Origin of the sequence: Mangrovibacter phragmitis, assembly GCF_001655675.1 — a bacterium.
GTDB classification, from domain to species: Bacteria; Pseudomonadota; Gammaproteobacteria; order Enterobacterales; family Enterobacteriaceae; genus Mangrovibacter; species Mangrovibacter phragmitis.
Window position 1 is genome coordinate 508539 of sequence record NZ_LYRP01000001.1, and the last position, 26146, is coordinate 534684.

Here is a 26146-nt window from a genome sequence, read left to right on the forward strand (position 1 = left end):
TTATCTTTTCAAGCAGGGCAATCATGACATTCAATTTCGATGAGCATACCGACCGCTATCACAGCGACAGCATTAAATGGAATCACTGGCCGCCCTCTGTATTGCCAATGTGGGTAGCGGATACCGATTTTCGCTCCCCGCCTTGCGTGATTGAGGCGTTGCAGGCCCGTGTTGCACAAGGTGTGTTTGGATACGGTAAACATCCGGATGGTCTGGCTGAGGCCGTTGTTAACTGGCTGGCTAACCGTTATGACTGGCATATTGAGCCTGAATGGCTGGTCTTTATTCCGGGTGTCGCAACCGGGTTGAATCTTGCCGTGCGTGCTTATTGCGGCCCGGACCAGGGAACGCTCGCGCCCGACCCCATCTACCCTCCATTTCGCAAAGCAGCGCGTCTGGCGGGGCACACTCAGTTAAATGCCCCCTTGCATCTGCAAAATGATCGTTGGGTGATGAATCTTGAAGAAATCGAACCACAGTTGTTGGGTAACGAACGGTTACTGATGTTATGTAACCCACAAAATCCTGGCGGGACGGTATACCGCCGCAATGAGTTATCAGAACAACTGGCCTTTGCCCAGCGCAATAACCTGATTGTCTGTTCTGATGAAATCCATTGTGACTTGCTGCTGGACGAAGGCGCACACCATATTCCCTTTGCCAGCCTGAGTGACGACGCGGCACAGCGAACAGTCACCCTCATGGCACCGTCCAAAACGTGGAATATCGCTGGTCTGGGCGCGTCTTTTGCGATTATCGCCAATCCGGTATTGCGCCAGCGTTTTGTTGCAACGCGGGCAGGCATTGTTCCTGAGGTGGATATTCTGGCAATTACCGCCGCTGAAGCGGCACTACGTGAGGGGGGCTCCTGGCTGGACGCGCAATTGCAGGTGCTGCGTAACAACCGCGATACGCTCTGCGCAGCCATAAACGCCCTTCCAGGTTTAGCCGTGATTCCTCCTGAAGGCACCTACCTCGCATGGGTCGACTGTTCAGGGCTGCCCGTTGATAACCCGGCGAAATTCTTCCTGGATGCCGGGTTAGGTTTTTCACCTGGACGCGATTTCGGTAATAGCAGCTTTGTACGCATTAATTTTGGTTGCACTCAGGAAACGCTCAACGAAGCTATTCTGCGCATCCAACGCGCGGTTAATGCGCTGTAGTGCTATTTATCCCGTTCACTGCTGATAATGACATCCAGTGGCCATGGGTGGAATTTAATAGTCACAGTGCCATCGGTGACAGCGAGCGTGGGGTTAGGCAAGCGCTCACCTTCACCTGTGGGGGAACTGGTTTTTATGCTGATGCCAGGTCTTGCCAGCCCGGCATCAGAAAGCAGCGCCACCGCACGGGCGTTTAACGTTGACGGGTCGCCGGGAAGAACAATTTCAATATGTTCCCAGCCTTCATGGGGGTAACGCTTTTCACCAGGCCAGGGCAATTCAATCAGTGTGAAAGCCCAGCCCCCGGCTTCCACGGGTTGCTTCAACCGGAACAGGCAAACAGGGCGCCCATTAATCAGCTTTTCAGACAGTAATTCCCCGCAACGCAGAAATCCCGTTTTCCAGCGTTCAGCTGTCGTATTCTGGTGGCAGCGCAACGAAATATGGTCTGCCTCCCGCTTGCCCAGTTCCAGGCCTAACTGGCCGGCCAGTTGCGCCAGAGCCTGCTCAAAACGCGGTAAATCGGCTTTAATATCTGCAAGTTCTTCAATGATCTGCCAGTCGTTCATCGCCCACTCCTGTAAAAAAACGCTACTCTACCTGTTTACCCGGTCCAGGCCAACGCTACTCAGGTGCATTTTTAGACAAACAATACCCCCTGAGCCTGGCACACCGTGGAATGGCGGCGCGCTTACTGACGCCTTCAGACAAATGCAGTATAATCGCGCCCTTATTTCTGTATGTACACGCTTCCTGTCAGGGAATCGCGCAGCTAAAAAAGGTATTCAGGTGAATATTCAGGCACTTCTTTCAGATAAAGTCAGTCAGGCACTGATTGCAGCAGGCGCAAGCACAGATTGCGAACCACAGGTTCGCCAGTCTGCAAAAGTTCAGTTCGGTGATTATCAGGCAAACGGTGTGATGGCCCAGGCCAAAAAACTGGGAATGCCTCCCCGCCAGTTGGCTGAGAAAGTGCTCGAAAACCTGGATTTAACCGGAATTGCCAGTAAAGTTGAAATAGCCGGTCCTGGCTTTATTAATATTTTTCTCGACCCGGTATTTCTGGCGGCCCAGGTTGAGCTGGCGGTCGTTTCAGAGCGTGCGGGTGTCAGCGCCATTGCAACACCAGAAACCATCGTCATTGATTACTCCGCACCAAACGTTGCCAAAGAAATGCACGTTGGCCACCTGCGTTCAACCATCATTGGTGATGCAGCCGCCCGTACGTTGAGCTTCCTTGGGCACAACGTCATCCGGGCCAACCATGTTGGCGACTGGGGTACTCAATTCGGGATGCTGATTGCATTTCTGGAAAAACAGCAGCAAGAAAATGCAGGTGAAATGGCACTCGCTGACCTGGAAGGGTTCTACCGCGAAGCCAAAAAGCATTACGACGAAGATGAAGCTTTTGCTGAACGTGCGCGTGGGTATGTCGTTAAGTTGCAAGGCGGTGATGAATACTGCCGGGAAATGTGGCGTAAGCTGGTCGATATCACCATGACCCAGAACCAAATCACTTATGACCGTCTGAATGTGACATTAACCCGCAACGACGTAATGGGTGAAAGCCTGTACAACCCCATGCTACCAGGCATTGTCGCCGATCTGAAATCCAAAGGCCTCGCCGTAGAAAGTGAAGGTGCCACTGTCGTGTTCCTTGATGAGTTCAAGAACAAGGAAGGCGAACCGATGGGCGTTATCATTCAGAAGAAAGATGGCGGCTATCTGTATACCACTACTGACATTGCCTGTGCCAAATACCGCTACGAAACACTGCATGCGGACCGTGTGCTCTATTATATTGATTCCCGCCAGCACCAGCACCTGATGCAGGCCTGGACCATTGTGCGTAAAGCGGGTTATGTGCCTGAATCCGTTCCTCTCGAACACCATATGTTCGGCATGATGCTGGGCAAAGATGGTAAGCCGTTTAAAACCCGTGCGGGTGGTACAGTCAAGCTTGCCGACCTGCTGGATGAGGCGCTGGAGCGTGCCCGTAAGCTGGTCAGTGAGAAAAACCCGGACATGCCTGCCGATGAGCTTAACGTACTGGCAAATGCTGTAGGGATTGGTGCAGTGAAATATGCTGACCTGTCCAAAAACCGCACCACCGACTACGTTTTCGACTGGGACAACATGCTCGCATTTGAAGGCAATACCGCACCCTACATGCAGTATGCCTACACGCGCGTGCTGTCTGTCTTCCGCAAAGCCGGTATCGATGAGCAGTCAATTACCGCACCTGTCGTGATTGGTAACGAGCGCGAATCTGCGCTGGCAGCCCGCCTGTTGCAGTTAGAAGAAACCCTTGCTGTAGTGGTTCGCGATGGCACCCCACATGTTATGTGCGCCTACTTATATGATGTCGCCGGGTTGTTCTCCGCATTTTATGAGCATTGCCCTATTCTCAGTGCCGAACAACCAGTGCGTGACAGCCGCCTCCAGCTCGCGCGCCTGACAGCCAAAGTGCTGAAAATCGGTCTGGATACCCTGGGTATTGAAACTGTAGAGCGGATGTAATACTGCCGTTTTTCGTTTACCTGAAGCAGCTGGCGGGGCCATATGTCCCGCCAACTGTATTAAAGCTGAACCATCAGGTTTTAAAAATAACGGCGCAGGTATTCTGTCAGGCACAAAATCGCCATCGCCTGTCCATAAGGCATTGATGTGAGCGGAATATCACGGTAAAAATCCAGAGTGCTGCCCATCCCGGTACCAAACGACACCTGCAACAGCTCCCCTTCCGGCGAGATATTTTTGACAATAGCCTGGACAGCACGCTCAGCAACTGGCAGATACTCAGCCGCTAAATAACGCTTGCGCACGCCTTTTAAAATACCACAGGCAAACCCTGCTGATGCGGATGCTTCCAGGTAGGAATGCGGGTCATCAAGTAAGGTATGCCACAAACCGGATTCATGCTGGCAGCCTGCCAGTGCCTTCACCTGGCTTTCCAGCACCTGGATAAGCCAGCGGTGCACCGGGTCATGTTCTGGCAAATTTAGCAACTCCAGAAAGTCAGGAATCACGATGGTCAGCCAACTGTTACCCCGCGCCCAGCGCGCCCTGGCAAAATTATGATTTCCCTCAAAGCTCCAGCCATGGAACCATAACCCTGTGGTTTTATCCTGTAAATGCTGAGTGTGAACCATAAACTGGTAAATAGCCTCATTTACCCATTCCGGTTTATGCAATAACTGGCCAATTTTCGCCAGCGGCAGCACGGTCATCATCAGCGTGTCGTCCCACATTTGCTGATGGTTTTCTTCCGCCAGAGTAATGTGCTGCATGCCCCCTTTTTGGGTACGCGGCATTTCGTGCATTGCCCACTCCCCCCAGGTTTCCAGCCAGGGCAATAACCGACTGTCGCCATTTTCCTGGTAACGCAATGCCAGAGTAAGAAACGGCGCCATGGTATTGACGTTTTTCGTTGTCGCGCCTTCCCTGAACCGGTCAGCAAACCAGTCATCAACGATATCACGCATCCGGGTATCACCTGTCTGTTGGTAATACTGCCAGAGGCCGTAAAGCCCCACACCGTGGGTCCATTCCCAGCCAGCCCAGCCTTTAGTGTCAATCACCCGCCCGTCATCCAGCCGCAGTAAAAACTCCCCCGTTTCATCCTGGATATTGACCAGGTTGTCCGTCACTTTGTTGATAAGCTGGCACAGTGTCGTGCGATCAATAAAACGTTCTGGTTGGCGTAACAATGGGCTGTGTTTTACAGGGTAGACTTTCATATACGACCTCAGATGTGTGAATTCCATATCAACCTGTGCCGCTAAAAACCGGCACCGGGTTACTGAAGGTAACGCTAGCGAATTATCCCTGGGCTAACCTTGCAATTTTTGCCAGCAAAGTTAATCCCGTGACAGTGATAAAAAGAGTGACGTCATCTTCATCACTCTTTTTATAAAATTATGTTTCTTTTTATTCAAACCGCATCTCTGGAAATGAGATGTGCCAGAAAAAGGGAGGGGAAATAACGAAAGGAAATCAGCGATAATTAACTATCACCTGGTTCGCACGTACACGCATTACCGGGTAGAGAACACCCTGTCCATAAACACCCCAAACAAAATAAAAAGGCTGATTCGCGGGCTGGCCAGCAAAAGCGCTGGTAACGCCTTGCTGCCCGTCAACAATAACGCACTGAGTCTGGGTGCAGAGTTTTACTTCCAGACGATCAGGTGGAATAGAAAACAGGCTATAGCGCCAGTATACCTGCGTAATCACACCTTTGACCTTGTGCGGTGGAGCCAGCGGTTTTGATGAAGCAACAACGCCCCGGTGGCTTAATGCCGCACCCATGCTTTCGGCCTGCCAGGAGCCTTCCCCCGCAGCCTGTACCAGCAGCGGGAGACACAACAGTGTGAAAAGGCTGTCTCTGACCCGCATTATTTACCACCAATGGTAGCTGTCATACGAATCTGGCGGTTATCTGACAACTCGAGATTTGACAACACAACCAGGTCCGGCAAGCTACGGCGCAAAAAACGAGCCAGTAGCGGGCGTAAAGCATGGTTGACCAGCAATACCGGAGGCGCGCCAAGCATCTCCTGGCGTTGCAGCGCTTCGCGGGATTGCTCCAGCAATCTGTCGGCAAGGCCCGGCTCCAGACCACCACCTCCCTGTAATGCCTGGAGTAACAGCCGCTCAAGGCCAGCATCAAGGCCTATCACTTTCACTTCGTCGTTACCCGGGAACCACTGCTGAGTGATTGCGCGGCCCAGGGCCACACGTAGCACGGTAGTCAGTTCTGCCGGGTCAGTTTGAATAGGAGCATGCTCTGCCAGTGTTTCCAGAATAGTGCGCATATCACGAATAGGCACTTTTTCCGCCAGCAAGTTTTGCAGGACTTTATGCAGCGTGGTCAGTGTCACCACGCCCGGCACCAGGTCTTCAGTCAACTTCGGCATTTCCTGGTTAACACGGTCAAGTAACTGTTGCGCTTCCTGGCGGCCAAACAATTCTTGTGCATAGAGGTTTATCAGGTGATTCAGGTGGGTGGCGACCACGGTACTGGCTTCCACCACGGTGAAGCCCTGAATTTGCGCCTGCTCTTTAAGCGCACTTTCAATCCAGACAGCTTCCAGTCCAAACGCCGGGTCAATCGTTTTCTCACCAGGCAAGTTCCCGGCAGCAGTACCCGGGTTGATAGCCAGCCAGCGTCCCGGATAAGCATCGCCGCTGCCAATCTCCACGCCTTTTAGCAAAATACGATAGCGCGCGGGTGGTAAATCCATGTTGTCACGAATGTGCACCACTGGCGGCAAAAAGCCCATTTCCTGGGCGAATTTCTTACGAATGCTACGGATACGCCCAAGCAACTCCCCATCCTGTTGCGAATCAACCATGGGAATCAAACGGTAACCTACTTCCATGCCCAGCGTATCTTCTAACTGAACATCGCGCCATGATGCTTCCACCGCCTGAGGGTTTTCTGCTACCACAACGGGCTGCGCTGTTTGTGGTTCGGCCATTTGGCGACCACGCACCCACCATGCCAGGCCCAGCAACGCTGCTGTAAATAACAGGAAGACAAAGTTAGGCATCCCTGGAACCATGCCCAGCAAGCCAAGTACCCCGGCACACAACAGCATAACCTGCGGGTTAGCAAACAGTTGAGTCACCATCTGCTCGCCAACATCCTGGTCTGAACTTACCCGGGTAACGATAACACCCGCTGCAGTCGAAATGACCAGAGAAGGAATTTGAGCAACCAGACCATCACCAATGGTCAACAGGGTATAACTTTGTGCTGCGTTGCCAACCGGCATACCATGCTGAACTACCCCTACCAGTAAGCCTCCGATAATATTGATAGCCATGATAAGCAGGCCAGCAACCGCATCCCCGCGCACAAATTTACTGGCACCATCCATTGAACCATAGAAATCGGCTTCCTGAGTGACTTCAGCACGGCGGCGCTTTGCCTCATCTTCACCAATTAACCCCGCATTGAGGTCAGCATCAATCGCCATTTGTTTGCCGGGCATACCATCCAGAACAAATCGCGCACCGACTTCCGCAATACGCCCTGCACCTTTGGTGATAACCATAAAGTTGATGATAACCAGAATGATGAACACCACGATACCAATCGCGAAATTACCGCCGACCAGGAAGTGGCCAAATGCTTCAACAACCTTACCTGCTGCAGCCGCACCTGTATGCCCTTCCATCAGGATAATACGTGTTGATGCCACATTCAGCGCAAGACGCAGCAACGTGGTAAATAACAGAATGGTCGGGAATGCGGCAAAGTCCAGCGTCCGCTGGGTAAACATCGCCACCAGCAACACCATTACAGACAGCGCAATGTTAAAAGTAAACAATAAATCCAGCACAAACGCGGGCAACGGCAGTACCATCATGGACAGAATCAGCATGATAAGGACTGGCCCGGCGAGGATTTGCCATTGCCCGGTTTTCATATTTGCGGGCAGACGCAGCATTGCGACCAAATTAGCCATCAGTGTCGTTCTCGTTCAAAAAGTCCAGTGACGCTGGCACAGGGAGGTTGTCAGGTTTCTTCGGCGCAACGCCACCAGCCAGACGCCAGCGACGAAGCTGCCATACCCAGGCCAGCACTTCTGCCACTGCTGCATAAAGCTGACCCGGAATTTGTTGCCCAATTTCGGCATGGCGGTATAACGCGCGTGCCAGTGGCGGTGCTTCCAGCACCGGAATACGGTTTTCTGCTCCGATTTCGCGGATCCGTAGTGCGACCAGGCCCGCGCCTTTGGCAAGTACTTTGGGAGCGCTCATCGTTGATTCGTTATATTGCAAAGCAACTGAATAGTGAGTCGGGTTGGTGACAATAACATCTGCTTTTGGGACATCTGCCATCATGCGCCGTCGGGCCATGGCCCGCTGTTGCTGACGAATGCGACTTTTAACGTGCGGGTCACCTTCCTGCTGCTTGAATTCATCCCGAATATCCTGGCGGGTCATACGCAACTTTTTAAAGTAGCTGTATAGCTGGAAAAAAATATCGAACCCGACCATCGGAATAAGCCCGAGAATAACCAACAGACAACAGGTTGCGACCATATTCATTGCCGTCGCCATGGCATTAACTGGCGACTCACTAATTAAGTGGAGCATATCCGGCCAGTTGTGCCACAAGTACGCCCCGGTAACGATGGCAACACAACCTACTTTCAACATTGCTTTTGCCAGTTCTGACAGCGCCTGCATAGAAAACATGCGCCCAAAACCGCTTATCGGATTGAGCTTACTGAATTTAAATTCAAGAGATTTACCACTAAAGACCAGGCCACCCAGGAACAGCGGTGCCGCAATTGCCACCACAACCAGGCCACCGATCAATGGTAAAATTGCCCACATAGCGGTTTCGAGGAGTTGACCAACCTGGCGGATCAGTGCTGAGGGATCATTGATTATGCGATGGTCGAAACGTAGCCCGTCAGACAGCATTCCCCCCAACTGATGCGCCAGAGTAGTGCCGCCCACCCAGATGATACTCATGCCAGCGAGCACCATCAGCACCGAGGTCAGTTCACGGGAACGGGGAATTTGCCCTTCTTCGCGCGCTTTCTGGAGTCGGTGGGGTGTGGGGGCTTCTGTTTTTTCCTGGTCGCTATCTTCAGCCACAGGGAAACCTCTATGAACATAATGACCATTGCATCATGCCAGAGGCACGCACAACTAATCCTGCAAGTAGCGCGTTAAAATAGGGTTTGTTTTGACGATTCAGACAGGTGGGTTCACTGTTAGCAGAAAAGCCTCAACAGGATGAGTATGACAATAGCGCCCGACACAGGCCGGGCCAGTGTTGCCAGCTGGCCTCTCTGCAACCAGAGAGACCAGTCTGTTAAAAGCCGAGGCTGTCCAGCAGGTCGTCAACCTGATCCTGGCTGGCAACCACACCTGCCGCAGTTGCATCCACCTGTGGCCCATTAAGCAGGCCTTCATTTTCACGCTTCTTACGGGCTGCAGGTTCTGGCATATTTTCCAGCAATACCATCAGCAATTGGCGCTCAATCTCCTGTACCACATCCATCATGCGCTTAATCACCTGCCCTGTCAGATCCTGGAAGTCCTGAGCCATCATGATTTCCAGCAATTGCGCATTGGTGAATCCGGTATGCTCAGGCACATCAGCCAAAAACTTACGTGTATCAGTCACCAGTTCTTTTGCATCGCCAAGTTCAATGGGGCTTTCAAACCACGCATCCCAGCGTTTGGTCAAATCTTTGGCTTCAGACTCCATCTGCATTTGATGGGGCTGCGACGCCTCAACACAGTTTAACGCACGTTCCGCGGCCTGAGCCGTCATCGTGACAACATAGTCGAGGCGATCACGTGCATCTGGAATAGCTTCTGCAGCCTCAGCAATGGCCTGATCGAGCCCCAGTTCTCGCAGGCTGTCACGCAACATACGTGTCAGACTACCAATCCGGGAGATGATGTCCGTTGCTTGTTGGTCATTTGAAGATGTCATCATCTCCTCCTTACATACCCAGTTTTTCGAAGATTTTGCTCAGTTTTTCTTCCAGTGTGGCTGCTGTAAAGGGTTTCACAACATAGCCACTTGCCCCTGCCTGGGCTGCAGCAATAATATTTTCCTTTTTCGCTTCTGCCGTAACCATCAGTACGGGCATGTTTGCCATTCCCGCATCAGCCCGGATAGTTTTCAGCAACTCCAGTCCATCCATATTTGGCATGTTCCAGTCAGAGATGACAAAACCAAATCCACCTGTCTGCAGTTTGTTCAGTGCGTCAACACCGTCTTCAGCTTCTTCAACGTTGTTAAAGCCAAGCTCTTTTAGCAAGTTGCGCACAATTCGACGCATGGTGGAAAAGTCATCCACGACAAGAAATTTAAGATCTTTATCGGCCATAAACTCTGAACTCCTCAATTAAATGCGTATTGCCTGTCCGGCACTAATTTTTGCCAGCATCTGCTGGCTGATTTGGCTTAAATCGACCACTTCGCTGACGCCACCGGTATTGATGGCCTCACGCGGCATGCCGAACACCACACAACTTGCTTCATTCTGTGCAATGGTCCAGGCCCCCGCCTGGTTCATCGCCAGCATCCCTGCTGCACCATCATTCCCCATACCTGTCAGGATAACGCCCACAGCATTACGTCCAGCATGTTTCGCCACGGAGTGAAATAATACGTCCACTGACGGGCGATGACGGTTCACTGGCGGGCCGTCATGAAGTCGAATCTGGTAGTTTGCACCACTTCTGGATAGCTCCATATGTTTATCTCCCGGCGCAATGTACGCGTGTCCCGGCAGAACCCGTTCGCCATCCTCTGCTTCCTTCACACTTATCTGGCAAATCTTATTCAGACGCTCAGCAAAAGAGCGGGTAAACCCCGGGGGCATATGCTGCGTAATCAATACTGCCGGGCTGGTCAGTGGCAGTGGTTGTAGCACATGGCGAATAGCCTCTGTGCCTCCGGTTGATGCGCCAATCACCAGCAATTTTTCTGAACTAAGCAAAGGACCTGATTTCAATACTGCGGGTGGTGGTGCTGTTGATGAACGAACTGACAATTTTGCCCGCGCCGCAGTACGAATCTTGTCAGCAATCATTTCACTGTATGCCAGCATGCCTTCACGAATTCCCAGTTGCGGCTTGGTAACAAAATCCACCGCACCCAGTTCCAGAGCCCGCAATGTCACCTCTGAACCCCGGCTGGTCAGGGAAGAGACCATCACCACTGGCATCGGCCGTAGCCGCATTAATTTTTCCAGGAAATCAAGACCATCCATACGTGGCATTTCCACGTCCAGCGTCAATACATCCGGGTTGAACTTTTTAATCAGATCCCGGGCAACTAAAGGGTCTGGCGCCGTTGCCACCATTTCCATATCGCTATGACGGTTGATTATCTCTGTCATGATTTGGCGCATCAGCGCTGAATCATCTACTGACAGCACTTTGATTTTCGTCATATTTTATCCTTACTTAGTCCATAAACAGTCTGACCACGCAGCCAGAACTCACGGCTGATATTACTGAAATTCTCAGAATGTCCGGCAAACAACAGTCCTTGTGGTTTTAGCAGTGGTACAAAGCGATGCAGAATATCCTGCTGCGTATTTTTATCGAAATAGATCATCACATTACGGCAGAAAATGGCATCAAATGGCCCCGGAACCTGATATTGTTTATCCAGCAGGTTCACGACATTAAACTCAATATAATTTGCCAGTTCCTGGCGCACCCGGACTAACCCCTGGTGCGGGCCAGTGCCACGCATAAAATAGCGCTGTAATTGCTGTGGTGATAATGTCTTAAGCTCATCCAGCCGGTAGATGCCTTTACGTGCCTTTTGCAGCACTTCAGTGTCAATATCACTGGCAAAAACTTTCCAGCGCCCAGGAGTCTGGCCCAACACATCAGCCAGAGTAATAGCAATTGAATAGGGTTCCTCACCTGTTGAAGCGGCGGCGCACCAAATTCGGTATTCACCTGTACGCTTACGTGCATGGTCCGCAAGTATTGGGAAATGATGCCCTTCGCGGAAAAACGCAGTCAGGTTTGTGGTGAGCGAATTGATGAACGCCTGCCACTCAGAGGTATTCGGATCCGCCTCAAGCATCCCCAGATACCGGCCAAAATCATCAAGTCCCAGATCACGCAAGCGCCGCACCAGTCGGTTATAGACCATGTCACGTTTGTGCTCTGCCAGCACGATACCTGCCCGCTGATAAATAAGCTGGCATATACGACGAAAATGCGCATCTGACAACGTCAGGCGTTGAGCCATCTGTATCAAGGGCGATGGTTGCCCTTTCGGCACAGGTGAGGTCATAGGGCCTTCTTCTATTATTATCAGGGTGAAACCGGCACCACAGAGAGTGCTAAGGTTGCTGACGGTTGCTCCGGTTCTACAGCCGCCAGTTGGAACACAGCCATCAACGTATCCAGATTTTCCGCCTGCTGACCCAGACTGCTGGTCAATGAGGAGGAACTCTGCACTAACGCGGCGTTTTGCTGTGTCACTTTATCCATTTCAGTGACTGCCTGCGCCACCTGTTCAATACCACGCCGTTGTTCATCAGAGGCAGAAGCGATTTCCCCCATGATGTCATTCACTTGTTGAACTGAATGAACGATATCGGTCATGGTGCCCGCCGCTGTATCTACCAGAGTGGAGCCGTACTGCACTCGCTCTACTGATTCTTCTATTAACAGCTTAATTTCTTTGGCAGCCTGAGCACTGCGTTGTGCCAGATTACGCACCTCACCCGCTACAACCGCGAAACCACGGCCTTGTTCACCAGCTCTTGCTGCCTCAACGGCGGCATTAAGCGCCAGAATATTAGTCTGAAACGCAATACCATCAATCACACTGGTGATATCGCCAATTTTCTGGGAACTTTCAGCGATATCCTGCATAGTTTTGGCAACATGGGCTGCCTGATCCCCACCACGGCGAGCAGTTTGCGCGGCCTGGTTTGCCAGCCCTGAAGCCTGCCGGGCATTGTCTGCGTTTTGTCCTACCGTGGCCGTCAGTTGTTCCATGCTGGCTGCCGTTTGCGCCAGAGCTGAGGCCTGCTGCTCAGTACGTGACGACAAATCATTATTTCCTGCGGCCATATCAATAATGGCACTACGCATTTCCTGGCTGCCAGAAACGACCTGGCTCATCGTGTTACGTAGCGCTTGTCTCATCGCATCAAGGCTATGGAAGATTTGCCCAATTTCGTTACGTCCGGTAGTTGCCATGTCTTCACACAACTTACCGCTGGCGATAGCATCAAAATGACCACGCAACACAGCCAGTGGCATCACCAGTTGGCTACGCAACCAGTGCAAAGCACCCACAACCAACAGTACTGCCAACAAGGTCACTGCCACAAACACCAGTGCCGACAAGTGGTAATTCTTTAACCCTACAGCCTGTGTGGCCGAGAGATTGTTGTTAATCTCCTGCTGCCAGACCATAAATTGCTTATCAAACGAAGCCTGAGCTTCTCCCACTGGCGCGGTCAAAAAATCTGACAACTGGTTGTTCTCAAGCCAGGTTGCCTGGTGCGCCAGTGCATCACGCCAGGCGATATAGCTTGCTCTGGTCTGTTTTGTGAGACTCGCAATATCGCCGACGGACTTCACCGCCAGAAACCCTGCAAATAAGGTGTCCGCTTTTTTTAATTGCTGGCGTGCGGACACCATCAGGCCTTTGATATCTTCCGGCGGGTAACTCAACGCCGTTAATGTGCCTGCTTTGCCTAACTCTGAACTGGCCTGCAGCAATGCTGCCCGGGTTTGCGCAAGGGAGTCGCGTTGTCGGTTGTTATTTTCAACCTTAGTAAAATTCTGGTAATCCCCACGAAACGCCCAAAATGACAAACCATTACTGCCAATCTGTAACACGCCACAGAGAATCAAAATCAAAAAAAGCGTGGTCGATATACGAATATTACTTAACATCCACTCTCCCTTATCCGGCGAAAAGAGCCGGTATTAAACGCTAATTAAACAATCAAAAAGTTTCCCAGTTTTCATTATTGACACTATGCTCTTGCTTTTGTGGTAATAATGCTGCTGCTTTTCTGGCCGCAACGACTGATGTGCTGGCAATACTTTGCGTGCCTGTATTGGTGGTAGTGGTGGCCGCAAGACGAAATGCTGCAACTGCCTTAGCCAATACACTTGCCTGCTCTTCAAGCGCAGCTGCCGCAGTTGCCGACTCCTGTACCAGTGATGCGTTCTGTTGTGTCACCCGGTCCATCTCTGATACCGCAAGGGCAACCTGGTCGATGCCACGGCTTTGTTCATCTGACGCCGAGGCTATTTCGCCCATAATGTCGGTGACTCGGGTCACGGCACTGACAATTTCGTCCATAGTCTCACCGGCGCTTTCAACCAGTATCGACCCAGTATCAACGCGAGAAACTGAGTCATCGATAAGTGACTTAATCTCTTTAGCGGCCTGGGCACTGCGTTGTGCCAGATTACGAACTTCCCCGGCAACTACAGCAAAACCACGGCCCTGCTCACCTGCTCTGGCGGCTTCAACAGCAGCATTCAGCGCCAGAATATTGGTCTGAAACGCAATACCATCAATGACACTGGTAATATCGGCAATTTTGCGTGAACTGGTCGAGATGTCCTGCATAGTCGAGACAACATTTGCCACCACTTTTCCGCCCTTCTGTGCGGTCTCTGATGCATTGAGAGCAAGCTGCGACGCCTGACGCGCATTTTCCGCGTTCTGTTTTACAGTCGCAGTCAGCTCTTCCATACTGGCAGCCGTCTCTTCAAGTGCGGACGCCTGTTGCTCTGTGCGGGAAGACAAATCCGTATTACCCGCGGCTATTTCAGACGTTCCGGCGTAAATAGCATCAGACCCATGGCGTACTGTTGTCACCGTACCAATCAGCTCCGTTTGCATATGCCGTACCGTGTCAGTCAGTTGGGTTATCTCATTACGGCCCGCCACAATAATTTGCGTGGTCAGATTTCCCTGGGCAATTTCACGAATATGTTCAATTACCCGGCTGAGCGGTTGTAACAAGATTCGGCGGATACCGAACCACACCATAATAATCACGGCTATCAGCAGTACTGCCAGTGCTACCATTTGCCATTTCGCAAATAAATAATTCGACTGTCCCTGCTCCCAGGCACTCTGATACAGGCGGTCATTTTCATTGACATACTGGCGGTACGCTTTTTCCATCGCATTCTGGAAACCCTGGGTGGGTTGTGCGAAATAGGCATCCATACGCCCATTTTGTAAATCATCCACCAGTTCGACCAGCGCCTGGTGATACTGGCGATATGTCTCATCCACACTCACCACAGCTTTATCAACATCAGGAGAGATGCTGCCAACGTTTTTAAATGCCGCATAGTGAGCCTCAACCTGGGCCAGGGACTGTTTGGCACTTTCCAGTAAGGCGTTTTTTGCACTGCTTTGCTGATTGTTGGGATCCATCATCATGCGAGCAGACGAACGGCTCAGGTTAATGCGCGTTTGCAGCATTAATACCCACGCCTCATTGAGTTCAGATTGCTGCTGGCGTAGCGCCCGGTATGTTGCAAAATCGTCCTGGTTATTTTTTAAAGCTGAAAAGAAGAAGCCACCGGAGATGAACTGCAGGCAGGCAAATATGCCCAGAACAGCCATCAGCAAAGTGACAATACGCATCCGGTTAAACATAAAGCAAACACCCTTTTACATTCTTGTTAAGGGGGTTATCGGCAATGGTTGCGGGAACTTTACGTTAGGGAACAGGTAAAAATACGCTATCAGTGTGTACAGACAACGGCTTAGTTGACATTGCTTATCCAGGCATTTCTCCAGGCTGCCCCCCGCTTTACAGAGAATTTTCGCCCTTCGCTTACAAAAAGAACAAAACGTAAAAATATGTTGTATAAGTGAGCCTTATACTTCAATTTATAGCACTGAAGCAGCATGATTGATTATAAAAACGACAAAAAGTCAGCATGTTGTATTATTGTTAAATATGATGGGGTAAATTTCGTGGCAAGTAGTAACAAACTGACAATGTTTATTGTCCTGTTTATGATTGCGGGCATCCTGTGCGGTGCGGCAGTTCATGAATATGCTTCAACTGACAGCATTACCGCCTGGGCAACTAATATCACTCTGTTTACCGACATTTTTCTGCGGCTGATAAAAATGGTGATAGCACCATTAGTGTTCAGCACATTAACGGTGGGCATTATGCGTATGGGGGAAACCTCTACTATCAGCCGGGTGGGCAGTAAAGCTATGGTGTGGTTTATCTCATCATCTGTGCTATCCATTCTGGTTGGGTTACTCGTAGTCTCTCTTGAGCACCCAGGGCGGGGGCTCAACCTGACAGTTCCAGCCGGTAGCGTAGAAACAGGCCTCGCAGTCAGTGGCATGAGTCTGAAGAACTTTATTGCACATTCCATTCCTACCAGTATTGCCGATGCCATGTCCCATAATGAGATCCTGCAAATTGTCGTGTTTTCGATGTTTTTTGGGATTGCCGGCGCGTCATTAGGTGAGAAATTTAACGCACCACTGGTTGCTGCTCTGGATGTCGTTTCCCACATAATGCTGAAAGTGACGGGTTATGTAATGCTGGTCGCCCCACTGGCAATTTTTGCAGCTATTTCCAGTGTTGTGGCAACTCAGGGTCTTGGTATTCTGCTGAACTATGCTTCTTTTATTGGCGGGTATTATGTCGCTATATTACTGACCTGCCTGGTATTGCTGGGCGTCGGGTATATGGTGCTGAAAAAATCCACCTTTACTCTGCTGAGTATGCTGAAAGACCCCGTTCTGGTGGCTTTCACCACCAGCAGTTCCGAAGCCGCCTACCCTAAAACGCTGGATGTGCTGACACGTTTTGGTTGCTCACGTAGCATCGCTTCATTTGTTCTGCCTATCGGTTATTCATTTAACCTGGTCGGCTCTATGGTGTACTGCTCGTTTGCATCAATGTTTATTGCTCAGGCGTATAACATCCACCTCACTTTTTCAGAAATTGTGGTACTGATGCTGACCCTGATGCTGGCTTCGAAAGGGATTGCCGGGGTTCCCCGCTCTGCGCTGGTTGTACTGGCCGCAACCATTCCCAGCTTTAATATTCCGGTCGCCGGTATTTTGCTGTTAATGGGTATTGATCATTTCCTTGATATGGGCCGCTCCGCCATCAACGTATTAGGGAACGGCATTGCCACGGCAATGCTGTCCAAAAACGAAGGTGAACTGGATGCCGCTGTGGCGAACACTACCACGGAGCAGGAAACTCAGGTTGAAGCCTGACAGTAAACACAAATGATAAAGGGCCGCAATGCGGCCTTTTTTATTGATGAAAAAGAAGGATAAAACGTGGTATTTCCTTCTTTTCAGTTAGCAGCCGAAATTCAATGAATTGATTTTCTATATTTTTTGGGTGGCATCCTCTCGTCTCGCGCGAACATGAGGTAGATAAATAGCCAGCCCATAAAAAACAAGCCCCCCGCACAAAAGCGCGGAGGGCTATGCAGACAACCTTGCTCTGGGTGTTATCAGGCAACCCGGGCGGCAGCGTTATCCAGCAGCGCCATTTCTTCGCTGTTAAGCAGTTTTTCGATATTTACCAGAATCAGCATACGCTCACCAACCGCGCCCAGACCGGTAAGATATTCGGTTGATAAGGTCACAGCGAATTCAGGTGCCGGGCGAATTTGGTCTGATGTCAGTGACAACACATCAGAAACACCATCCACCACAATACCCACCACGCGTTGCCCCAGTGTCAGAACAATAACGACGGTATTTTCGTTGTAAACAACATCAGATTTAGCGAATTTGATCCTCAGGTCAACGATAGGGACAATTACACCCCGCAGGTTGGTTACCCCTTTGATGAACGGTGGTGTATTCGCGATACGGGTTACCTGGTCATAACCACGGATTTCCTGGACTTTCAGAATATCAATGCCGTATTCTTCATCACCCAGGGTGAAAACCAGGAATTCCTGCCCCGACGCCTCGCCATCCAGGTTTGTGACATTATTTGTTTCGGCCATGTTGTTACCTTTATCTAATCCAGTGGAAATCAGGCGGCAGTTTGCGCCACACGTTGTTCACGGTTTAAACCTTGCAGCGCTGATACATCAACAATCAACGCTACGCTGCCATCACCAAGAATTGTCGCTGCGGAAATACCCGGAACTTTGCGGTAGTTACTTTCAAGGTTTTTCACCACAACCTGGTGCTGACCAATCAGTTGATCCACCAACAAGGCATAACGGCGACCTGCACTCTGCAGAATAACGACGATGCCTTCTGTTGCTTCCGTTTTCGCGCCATCAACTTCAAAAATTTTCCATAATTCAACTAATGGTAAATATTCACCGCGCACTTCCAGCACCCGCTCACCACCAGCAAGAGGATAAAGGTCTTCTTCTCGTGGCTGGAGAGACTCCATTACTGCATTAAGCGGCAGAATAAAGACTTCTCCACTAACCTTAACGGACATACCATCAAGGATAGCCAGTGTCAGTGGCAGTAAAATACGAATTGTCGTTCCGGAGCCCTGTTTGGACGCGATTTCAACATGCCCCCCCATCTCCTGGATGTTCCGCTTCACAACATCCATTCCGACACCACGGCCAGATACATCAGTAACCTGTTCAGCGGTAGAGAAGCCAGGTGCAAAGATGAGCATACCCACTTCATCATCGGTCATATTATCGTGAACAGGTAACCCCGAAGATGCCGCTTTCGCCAAAATACGTTCACGGTTAAGGCCAGCGCCATCATCAGTGACTTCAATACAAATATTGCCGCCCTGATGTTCCGCAGATAACAACAAGTTACCCACCACAGGCTTACCTGCCGCCACACGTTTTTCAGGTGACTCAATGCCGTGGTCAAGGCTATTACGCACAAGGTGAGTTAATGGGTCGATAATGCGTTCAATCAGGCTCTTATCCAGTTCAGTTGAACTACCAGAGAGTGTCAGCTCAACTTGTTTACCCAGCTTGCCGGCCAGGTCGCGAACCAGGCGAGGGAAACGGCTGAATACATATTCCATCGGCATCATACGAATGGACATGACGGATTCCTGCAGATCACGCGCATTACGTTGCAACTGACTCATGCTGGTTATCAAATCACCATGGATAACCGGGTCAAGCTCATTAGAACGCTGAGCCAGCATAGATTGCGTGATGACCAGTTCGCCAACCAGGTTAATTAACTGGTCCACTTTTTCTACCGCAACACGAATACTGCTATTTTCACCGCGTGAGGCTGGTTTTGCACCTGATTCAGCTTTCGCCGCGGCACGAGGCGCAGCAGCTTTCGGAGCTTCTACCGGTTTAGCGACTGGAGCCACAGGGGCTGGAGACGGTACGGCAGACTCTTCTGTAGCAACAGATTCATCCCCAGAGGAGGACTCCACTTTAATCTGGTCGGTATCAATCACAAAGCACAGCACGGCAACGATGTCGTCTTCGCTGGCTGTGGTATCCAGTACCACATCCAGCACATCGCCTCGCTGCTCGCTGTGCACCACAGTCCCCAGATTTCCCAGTTCCTCAAGCAGCAACTCATGTTCTTTTTCTTTCAATTTGCTCAGAACAATGTGAAGACCAGCCGGTTTGCCAACTGCAGGCGCACTTTCAACTGGCTGCTCAGAAGCGACTTCAACAGATGCGGCAGGACTCGCTGCCGGGGAGGACTGACCTTTAGCTTCCAGCGCCAACTGACGTAATGCCTGACAGATATACTCGAACGAGGCGGCATCAGGCTCCTGGGAACTTTTATAAGCGTCAAGCTGTTCCTGCATAATATCTTTGGTTTCCAAAAACAGGTTGATGATATCGGTGGAGAGTTGCATCTCACCACGTCTCGCGTCGTCCAGCAGGTTTTCCATTAAGTGGGTCGTTTCCTGCAGGATTTTGAAGCCAAATGTTCCTGCGCCCCCTTTAATAGAGTGTGCTGCCCTGAATATGGCATTGAGCTGTTCGGAGTCCGGCGCCTCAGGCGACAACCCTAATAAGTGCTGCTCCATATCCGCCAGTAACTCATCGGCTTCATCGAAAAATGTTTGATAAAAATCGCTGATATCCATACTCACGCTATCACCTCGTACCTGATTGTGGTGGTATTGAGTTCGCTGCAGGAACCGCCGTTGTTGGGCCGGTTGCCGCCGGTTTCGGGGCCTGCCCCGATGCCACAGGTTGCGTTGCCGCTCCTTGTGGCGAAGCGCTTCCCTGTGCGCCAGTTGGCGCTACAGGTGTTGCTCCACCCGGTGTTGATGGCGCAGCATGTTGTGATGCCGGGCCAACCGCTGGCGTTGCCTGTCCTTGTGGCGACGTTTCCTGCTGTTTCAGAACACTTACTGGCGCATTCTGGCTCTCAGCGTTCTCATGAAGAATCGCCTGCTCAGTCTGTTTATTCAGAACTAACAAGCTGATTCGACGATTCATTGCATCCCCCGCGGTGCTGCCAGGCAAACGCATTGTTGCTGCCATACCCACCACACGTAAAACCTTACCTTCATCCAAACCGCCTACAACCAATTCACGCCGGGATGCATTGGCGCGGTCGGCAGAAAGCTCCCAGTTACTGTATCCCCGTTCCCCCTGCGCATACGGAATATCGTCGGTGTGCCCGGAAATACTAATTTTGTTCGGTATTGAATTCAGAATTGGGGCAATACCACGTAAAATATCACGCATATAAGGCTCCACTTCCGCACTACCCCGTTTAAACATCGGCCGGTTCTGGCTGTCGATAATCTGAATTCGCAAGCCTTCCTGCACTAAATCAATCTTCAAATGTGGGCGCATTGCTTTGAGTTTTGGATCAGCATCAATCAGTTGATCCAAATCGCCTTTCAGCTTCAACAGACGGCTACGCTCCATCCTGTTTTTCAGTTCATCAATTTTTGGTTCTTTTTTTACTTCACCCTGCTTTTGGGTAACATCATCACCGCCACCGGGAATCGGACTCGAGCTGTCGGCGATACGTTGACCTCCCGTAATCGCCTGAGCCAGCGGTGTTCTAAAATATTCGGCAATTTGCGTCAGCTCTTTAGGGCTGGATATTGATATCAGCCACATAACCAGAAAAAATGCCATCATGGCGGTCATGAAATCGGCGTAAGCAATCTTCCATGAGCCATGAGCGCCTTCATGACCTTTATGTTTTCGCTTCTTAACGATAACAATAGGATGCTTATCATGCTTCATGCGTCTTCAGTCGCTTTTTGTTGGTTAGGTGAACGCACTGCACGCATATGTTCATCCAGTTCAACAAAGGATGGTCGCTCAGTGGAGTAGAGTGTTTTACGCCCAAACTCCACCGCAATAGGCGGCGCGTAACCATTGAGGCTGGATAACAATGTCACTTTGACGCATTGCAGCATTTTTGTTGTTTCAGCACTGCGCTGACGTAATACACTCGCCAGAGGCGAGATAAACCCATAAGCCAGCAAAATCCCAAGAAACGTCCCTACCATCGCGTGGGCTATCAAAGCCCCAAGTTCCGCAGCGGGCCTGTCAGCCGAAGCCAGAGCATGCACCACTCCCATCACTGCCGCGACAATACCAAAAGCAGGAAAGGAGTCGCCCATTGCTGCAATACTGCCTGCAGGAACTTCACTTTCTTGCTCATGCGTTTCGATTTCCTCATCCATCAATGCCTCTATTTCAAAGGTATTCATGTTGCCGCTGATGATTAGCCGGAGGTAATCGACAATGAAATCTAACATGACAGGGTCAGCGAGAATCCGTGGATAACTGGCAAAAATCTCGCTCTCTTTGGGGTTTTCAATATCACGTTCCAGAGAAAACATACCCTGTTGACGCGATTTCGCCATCAGCCGGTACAGCAGTGCCAGCAGATCCATATACATGCTTTTGGTGTATTTTGAACGGCGGAACAGGACAGGCAGTGCTTTTAAAGTGCCTTTGATTGCTTTACCGTTGTTGCCGACAATGAATGCACCTACCCCGGCCCCACCAATAATAATAAACTCAGAGGGCTGGTATAGTGCGCCAAGGTGCCCACCCGTCATGGCGTATCCTCCAAAGACGGTAGCAAGCACAACAATATAACCGAGTAAAATTAGCACGACATCACCTTTCCGCTGTGTTAAAAGTCAAGGATAACAGTAGGTTACGTTGCATTCAGGGTAAAAAAAAGCAGCGGCACTTTCGTGTCCGCTGCTGGATTTACGAGCCTGTTACGCTACACAGCCTGTCCGATCTGTTCATCCAGCAGTTGTGGAATAATATCGGCAGCATTTTCGGAAAGTTTACGCCTTTTTACTGCTCTGGAAGGCGGCTGGCACAGGCTGCACACAAAGCTGCCCACTGGCTGATGCGCATGGGTGATAAATTTCCCTTTGCAGCAATTACAATGGGATAGCTCCAACATACCGCTTTCAACAAACCGCACTAAAGTCCATGCACGAGTCAATGCAAGTAATGGGCCATTTTCATCCTGAGGACATTGTTCCAGGTACAAACGATAGGCTTTAATAACTGCATCAACACCATTACATAACCCGGTCTTGAGCAAATACTGCCATGCATTGCAGAACATCGACGCATGAATATTTTGCTCCCATGTCATAAACCAGTCGGTTGAGAAAGGCAGCATCCCCTTTGGAGGCGGGCTACCACGCAACTCTTTGTACAACTTGATGAGGCGACCCCGGCTCAGGGTCGTTTCGCTTTCCAGCATCTGAAGGCGCGCGCCGAGCGTGATAAGCTCCATAGCCAACTGAATTTCGCGTGCTTCCTGGACAATACTTTTATCACTCATAATCAGGCCCTTTTTTTCCGGGCTCCGTCTTCACCGGAGGCCTCACTCAGCAAACGACTCGAAAGCAATATTCCGGTGTGGACTTGTTGTAAATCATCCACTCGTGAGTCCTGCGTAAGACGCGTGATTGTATTGTGATCGCTGAAGCGGAACTGACATACCAGCTGATTGGTTTCAGCCAGTTTAACCATTTGTGGCAATGTCAGTTCACCCAGTGTTTGGGCCATTTCCTCGGTCACGCCGAGACGGAACATTGCAGAAGCTTTGTCCTGAGCTATCAAACGCTGAGCAAGCAGCAAATAGGATAAGTTGATATCGTAGATATGTTTCAGCAACTCGGATGTATGCATTTTTCCCATCCCGAATAACCAATTATTATGTTATGCGGTAAATCCGCACCCCGTGATGTCGCCGGGTAAACCCCGGAAAAATAAAAAAAATATAAAAGGCTAAAATGCATTTATTGAATCAGGCTCTGACACCGCGCTCCCAGGTTAGCTACCCCTGCCTTGCAGAGTGCGCTTCAGTCATCTCAGTTCGCTCCGAAAAAAACTAAGAATTTTCCTAATCCAAGGAAACTGTACTCGCCAGATGCCAATCGCACAATCTGGCTTGAGGTTCCTTTTGAAAAAAATGTGATGCGCGTCACACTTTTTATCTTAATATTTACAATAAATCAATCAGCATCACTTTTATGTTGCTCAATAATTAATCAAACATATTGTTCGACTCATGCAATTCTGCGATTGCCCATTCATGTTTATGTGCTATGCGTCATAAAAAATTAATTGAATAAACATCCACTGTTAATGCTTAGCAGACATACTTTACCGTAGGATATTGAGCGATATTTTTAATAAAACTATTTTTAATCAATAAGTTAAGTTAAAACAATCAATTCTATTCAAATTTGGAATATATATTCCAAAATGCATTACCACCAGGAATATAAACACTTAATGGTGTTTTATGACCACTCTTTTATGCAGAGCAAGAAAAGTTATTTCATAAGAAATATTAATGTTTGGGCAATAAATTCACTTTTAGCGTATGATGCGCAACTGAAATTTCGAGTTGATAAATAGTGTTGTTCTGCCAGGCATACGAAAACGTTTGCGGTTCACTCAACCTGAAACGTGCCAGTCGCAATTGCTGGCGCACGATGCAGTGAATCACTGTATCACCGGAGTAATTGTTGATACCGAGCGCTTAACCGCACCACCTCATGAAGCTTAACAGGGAATAGTAGCGCCCAGAGGAAGTTGTTCTGTCACACAAACATACAGTGGAAGAGCCTTCCCTGGCTCCCTGTAAATCAGCTAAGGCATTGAACAACCAAGTGATGCAGAGGTGGAATCATTCTGTGTGCTACGTGTCTTTACTTGCTTTAGATCCCGAATAAAGGCCTCCTGCCAGGCGTTAATGTCCTGGTGACGTAACACCGCCATCATTTCGCTGTGGCGGGCAATACGTTCCTCTTTGGGCATAATCAGTGCCCTGTGCAAAGCATTGGCGACATCATCACGGTCATAAGGATTCACCAGCACCGCAGCAGAAAGCTCATTAGCCGCACCAGCAAATTGTGATAAAACCAATACTCCGGGATCACGCGGATCCTGAGCCGCAACATACTCTTTCGCGACCAGGTTCATGCCATCACGTAGTGGTGTGACCAGGCCAACATTGGTGTGACGAAAGACTTTCAGCAGCACTTTGCGGTCAAAATGTTGGTTAAGGTAATAGAGTGGTGTCCAGCCAAGCTGGCCAAACTTACCATTGATTCTGCCTGCTTCTGTTTCGAGTTGATGGCGTATATCCTGGTAGGCCTGCACATCCCCACGCGATGTTGGTGCTATCTGGGTATAACGAATTTTCCCAATATGTTCCGGGTATTTTTCCAGCAATGTCTCAAACGCCAGGAAACGCTCTGGCAGCCCCTTGGAGTAATCCAGACGTTCCACAGAGAAAATATTCTGTACCCGCCCCAGCTCGGCTTTAAGCTGCGCCAGTTTGGTTGGTAGTGGCCCTTTGGCCTGCTCGACAACATCTTCCGTCTCAATCCCAATAGGATAAACATGGGTCTGGAAAGATTTACCATCCGCCATGTGGTGACCATCCATATAGGTTGTTACCTGAGTTTGTAACCCCAGACTGTCGATAAACGCCTGGCGGTCACCTTCAGTCTGGAACCCTAACAAATCATAATCCGTCATTTGTTCCAGCAGCGTTTTACCTGGCGGTAGCGCTGTAAATATCTCAGGTGTCGGGAAAGGAATATGCAGGAAGAAACCGATACGGTTATTAACCCCCAATCGGCGCAGTTCACTTGCCAGCGGCAGCAGGTGGTAATCATGAATCCAGATAATATCACCACGTTGAATCAGAGGAGCCAGTTGCTTCGCCATAGCAACATTCACTCGCAGGTAACCTTCCCAGGCCTCACGGGTAAAGTCCACCAAGTCCAGCCGGTAGTGAAAAGCTGGCCAAAGAACCCCGTTAGAAAACTGGCAATAATACTGCTCATAATCCTCTTCATTGAGATTAAAGGTTACCCATTGAATGTTGCCCTGGCTGACCTTCTTTAGCGGGTCATCAATCTCCCCAGTTTCCCCACTCCAGCCAAACCACACCCCGCCTGAATTCTTTAATGCCCCAAGGATACCGACAGCAAGCCCACCAGCCCCATTTTTCTTCCCATCGGGCAAAGCGACCCTGTTAGAGACTACGACTAAACGACTCATAATCAGCCCTCCTCGACGTTATTGCTCGTTGTTGTTCAAAATAAGCGACCTGACCAGATAACCAGGCCCAGACAGCGGGTACATCTTCCAGCCGCCAGCGCGCACAGGTTGCTTCCTGACCAACTTTGATGCTGACTCCATGATACTGATTGACTGCGTCAAACCCGGCTTCATCGGTTAAATCATCACCCAGAAAGACAGGTATTCGCCCGGAAAACGGTGGCTCAGCCATAAACTGATGCACCGCCTCTCCCTTATTGACTCCACCTGGTTTAATTTCAACCACACATTTCCCTTGTTGCAACGTCAAATCTGCGTACTGTGCAACTATCGCCTCAGCGCAATCATGCACCCAGGACTCACGGTCAGGGGCATGCCGGTAATGCAACGCAAATGCCATCGGCTTCTCTTCAATTTGCACACCATCAATATCAGCCAGCCAGGACTGCAACTGCTGGCGTATCGCGTTCATCTGGTTTGTGGGAAGTGAAAGTATAAATTGCTGACCATTGATATCACGACGTTCCGCACCATGAACCCCTGCCACAGGGTAGTGCTCAGGTTGAGTAAACTTGTCCAGCTCGTTGATTGAGCGCCCTGAAATCAATGCCAGCGCACCCTGGCTAAGATCAGCCAGTTTGCGTAAATGGTGCTGTACGTTATCCGGAAGAGTGACTTGGCTGGGATGCGGTTTTAGTTTGACCAGAGTGCCATCAAAATCGAAGAAGAATGCATACTGGCCGGTCAGTAATGGCGGTTTATTTAATGCAGCTTCCACCCTCTGCCCTCCTTTTAGCTGTTGGTACCTTTTATATTCCAGGATGAGTTTTTGTGCTTTTCAGCCACACCTGCAGACTGGATTATTATTGGTATGATATTTTTGCGTATTTATCACCTGTATAAATGATTAGCTATGTAAGTATAGACAGCATGATGAAAAATGCCACCGGGTGAGCTGCCGCCCCCCGGTAGCTGTA

22 protein-coding genes are annotated in these 26146 nt (G+C 50.1%); 3 read left to right on the forward strand and 19 right to left on the reverse strand.

Annotation, left to right across the window (positions count from 1 at the left end; genetic code table 11):
- The first annotated feature begins 23 nt into the window (after positions 1 to 23).
- On the forward strand, positions 24 to 1163 hold the full coding sequence (locus A9B99_RS02290; RefSeq protein ID WP_064594208.1) for a MalY/PatB family protein: 1140 nt from the start codon (positions 24 to 26) through the stop codon (positions 1161 to 1163).
- Between the two features lie 2 nt (positions 1164 to 1165).
- Here A9B99_RS02290 and A9B99_RS02295 read toward each other — a convergent pair whose 3' ends face one another.
- A complete protein-coding gene (locus A9B99_RS02295; RefSeq protein ID WP_064594210.1) occupies positions 1166 to 1732 on the reverse strand; it encodes a VOC family protein in 567 nt (188 codons plus the stop codon).
- 220 nt (positions 1733 to 1952) lie between these two features.
- On the opposite strand from A9B99_RS02295, the gene argS reads away from it, so the two are divergent.
- A complete protein-coding gene (argS, locus tag A9B99_RS02300) occupies positions 1953 to 3683 on the forward strand; it encodes an arginine--tRNA ligase (protein WP_064595466.1) in 1731 nt (576 codons plus the stop codon).
- Positions 3684 to 3763: 80 nt separating this feature from the next.
- On the opposite strand, the gene bglB is transcribed toward argS, so the two are convergent.
- The 10 genes from bglB to A9B99_RS02350 form a co-directional block, all read right to left on the reverse strand.
- On the reverse strand, positions 3764 to 4903 hold the full coding sequence (gene bglB / locus A9B99_RS02305; protein WP_064594212.1) for a beta-galactosidase BglB: 1140 nt from the start codon (positions 4901 to 4903) through the stop codon (positions 3764 to 3766).
- Positions 4904 to 5159: 256 nt separating this feature from the next.
- The gene (gene flhE / locus A9B99_RS02310; RefSeq protein WP_064594214.1) at positions 5160 to 5561 is read right to left on the reverse strand and encodes a flagellar protein FlhE; all 402 of its coding nucleotides are present in this window, start codon (positions 5559 to 5561) and stop codon (positions 5160 to 5162) included.
- Positions 5561 to 7639: a flagellar biosynthesis protein FlhA gene (gene flhA, locus A9B99_RS02315; protein WP_064594216.1), complete on the reverse strand. Its 2079-nt coding sequence runs from the start codon at positions 7637 to 7639 to the stop codon at positions 5561 to 5563. Before flhA ends, flhE begins: the two co-directional genes overlap by 1 nt.
- Positions 7632 to 8783 (reverse strand): flagellar biosynthesis protein FlhB, encoded by a 1152-nt coding sequence (gene flhB, locus A9B99_RS02320; protein ID WP_064594217.1) that lies wholly within the window; start codon positions 8781 to 8783, stop codon positions 7632 to 7634. Before flhB ends, flhA begins: the two co-directional genes overlap by 8 nt.
- 220 nt (positions 8784 to 9003) lie before the next feature.
- Positions 9004 to 9636 carry a protein phosphatase CheZ gene (cheZ, locus tag A9B99_RS02325; RefSeq protein WP_369934736.1) on the reverse strand — a complete coding sequence of 211 codons (633 nt, stop codon included), beginning with the start codon at positions 9634 to 9636 and terminating at the stop codon, positions 9004 to 9006.
- A gap of 7 nt (positions 9637 to 9643) precedes the next feature.
- A complete protein-coding gene (gene cheY, locus A9B99_RS02330) occupies positions 9644 to 10033 on the reverse strand; it encodes a chemotaxis response regulator CheY (protein ID WP_064594221.1) in 390 nt (129 codons plus the stop codon).
- A gap of 18 nt (positions 10034 to 10051) precedes the next feature.
- The gene (locus tag A9B99_RS02335; protein ID WP_064594222.1) at positions 10052 to 11104 is read right to left on the reverse strand and encodes a protein-glutamate methylesterase/protein-glutamine glutaminase; all 1053 of its coding nucleotides are present in this window, start codon (positions 11102 to 11104) and stop codon (positions 10052 to 10054) included.
- On the reverse strand, positions 11101 to 11967 hold the full coding sequence (gene cheR, locus A9B99_RS02340) for a protein-glutamate O-methyltransferase CheR (RefSeq protein WP_064594224.1): 867 nt from the start codon (positions 11965 to 11967) through the stop codon (positions 11101 to 11103). The genes A9B99_RS02335 and cheR overlap by 4 nt, the downstream gene beginning before the upstream one ends.
- A 20-nt stretch (positions 11968 to 11987) precedes the next feature.
- Positions 11988 to 13589, reverse strand: a complete 1602-nt coding sequence (locus tag A9B99_RS02345) for a methyl-accepting chemotaxis protein (RefSeq protein WP_064594226.1) — start codon at positions 13587 to 13589, stop codon at positions 11988 to 11990.
- 52 nt (positions 13590 to 13641) lie between these two features.
- A complete protein-coding gene (locus tag A9B99_RS02350; protein WP_064594228.1) occupies positions 13642 to 15324 on the reverse strand; it encodes a methyl-accepting chemotaxis protein in 1683 nt (560 codons plus the stop codon).
- 324 nt (positions 15325 to 15648) lie between these two features.
- Here A9B99_RS02350 and A9B99_RS02355 point away from each other — a divergent pair, with 324 nt between their 5' ends.
- Complete coding sequence (locus A9B99_RS02355) at positions 15649 to 16926, forward strand: dicarboxylate/amino acid:cation symporter (protein ID WP_064595468.1); 1278 nt, start codon at positions 15649 to 15651, stop codon at positions 16924 to 16926.
- 245 nt (positions 16927 to 17171) lie between these two features.
- On the opposite strand, the gene cheW is transcribed toward A9B99_RS02355, so the two are convergent.
- From cheW to otsB, 8 genes are all read right to left on the reverse strand, one after another.
- On the reverse strand, positions 17172 to 17675 hold the full coding sequence (gene cheW, locus A9B99_RS02360; protein ID WP_064594230.1) for a chemotaxis protein CheW: 504 nt from the start codon (positions 17673 to 17675) through the stop codon (positions 17172 to 17174).
- Between the two features lie 29 nt (positions 17676 to 17704).
- Positions 17705 to 19726: a chemotaxis protein CheA gene (cheA, locus tag A9B99_RS02365; protein ID WP_064594231.1), complete on the reverse strand. Its 2022-nt coding sequence runs from the start codon at positions 19724 to 19726 to the stop codon at positions 17705 to 17707.
- A 10-nt stretch (positions 19727 to 19736) separates the two neighbouring features.
- A complete protein-coding gene (gene motB / locus A9B99_RS02370) occupies positions 19737 to 20849 on the reverse strand; it encodes a flagellar motor protein MotB (RefSeq protein ID WP_082917803.1) in 1113 nt (370 codons plus the stop codon).
- A complete protein-coding gene (gene motA / locus A9B99_RS02375) occupies positions 20846 to 21733 on the reverse strand; it encodes a flagellar motor stator protein MotA (RefSeq protein ID WP_064594232.1) in 888 nt (295 codons plus the stop codon). The genes motB and motA overlap by 4 nt, the downstream gene beginning before the upstream one ends.
- A 116-nt stretch (positions 21734 to 21849) precedes the next feature.
- On the reverse strand, positions 21850 to 22428 hold the full coding sequence (gene flhC / locus A9B99_RS02380; protein ID WP_064594233.1) for a flagellar transcriptional regulator FlhC: 579 nt from the start codon (positions 22426 to 22428) through the stop codon (positions 21850 to 21852).
- 2 nt (positions 22429 to 22430) lie between these two features.
- Positions 22431 to 22778 (reverse strand): flagellar transcriptional regulator FlhD, encoded by a 348-nt coding sequence (gene flhD / locus A9B99_RS02385; protein ID WP_197499246.1) that lies wholly within the window; start codon positions 22776 to 22778, stop codon positions 22431 to 22433.
- 969 nt (positions 22779 to 23747) lie between these two features.
- Positions 23748 to 25169 carry an alpha,alpha-trehalose-phosphate synthase gene (gene otsA / locus A9B99_RS02390; RefSeq protein WP_064594236.1) on the reverse strand — a complete coding sequence of 474 codons (1422 nt, stop codon included), beginning with the start codon at positions 25167 to 25169 and terminating at the stop codon, positions 23748 to 23750.
- Complete coding sequence (gene otsB, locus A9B99_RS02395; RefSeq protein ID WP_064594238.1) at positions 25144 to 25947, reverse strand: trehalose-phosphatase; 804 nt, start codon at positions 25945 to 25947, stop codon at positions 25144 to 25146. Before otsB ends, otsA begins: the two co-directional genes overlap by 26 nt.
- Between the last annotated feature and the right edge of the window lie 199 nt (positions 25948 to 26146).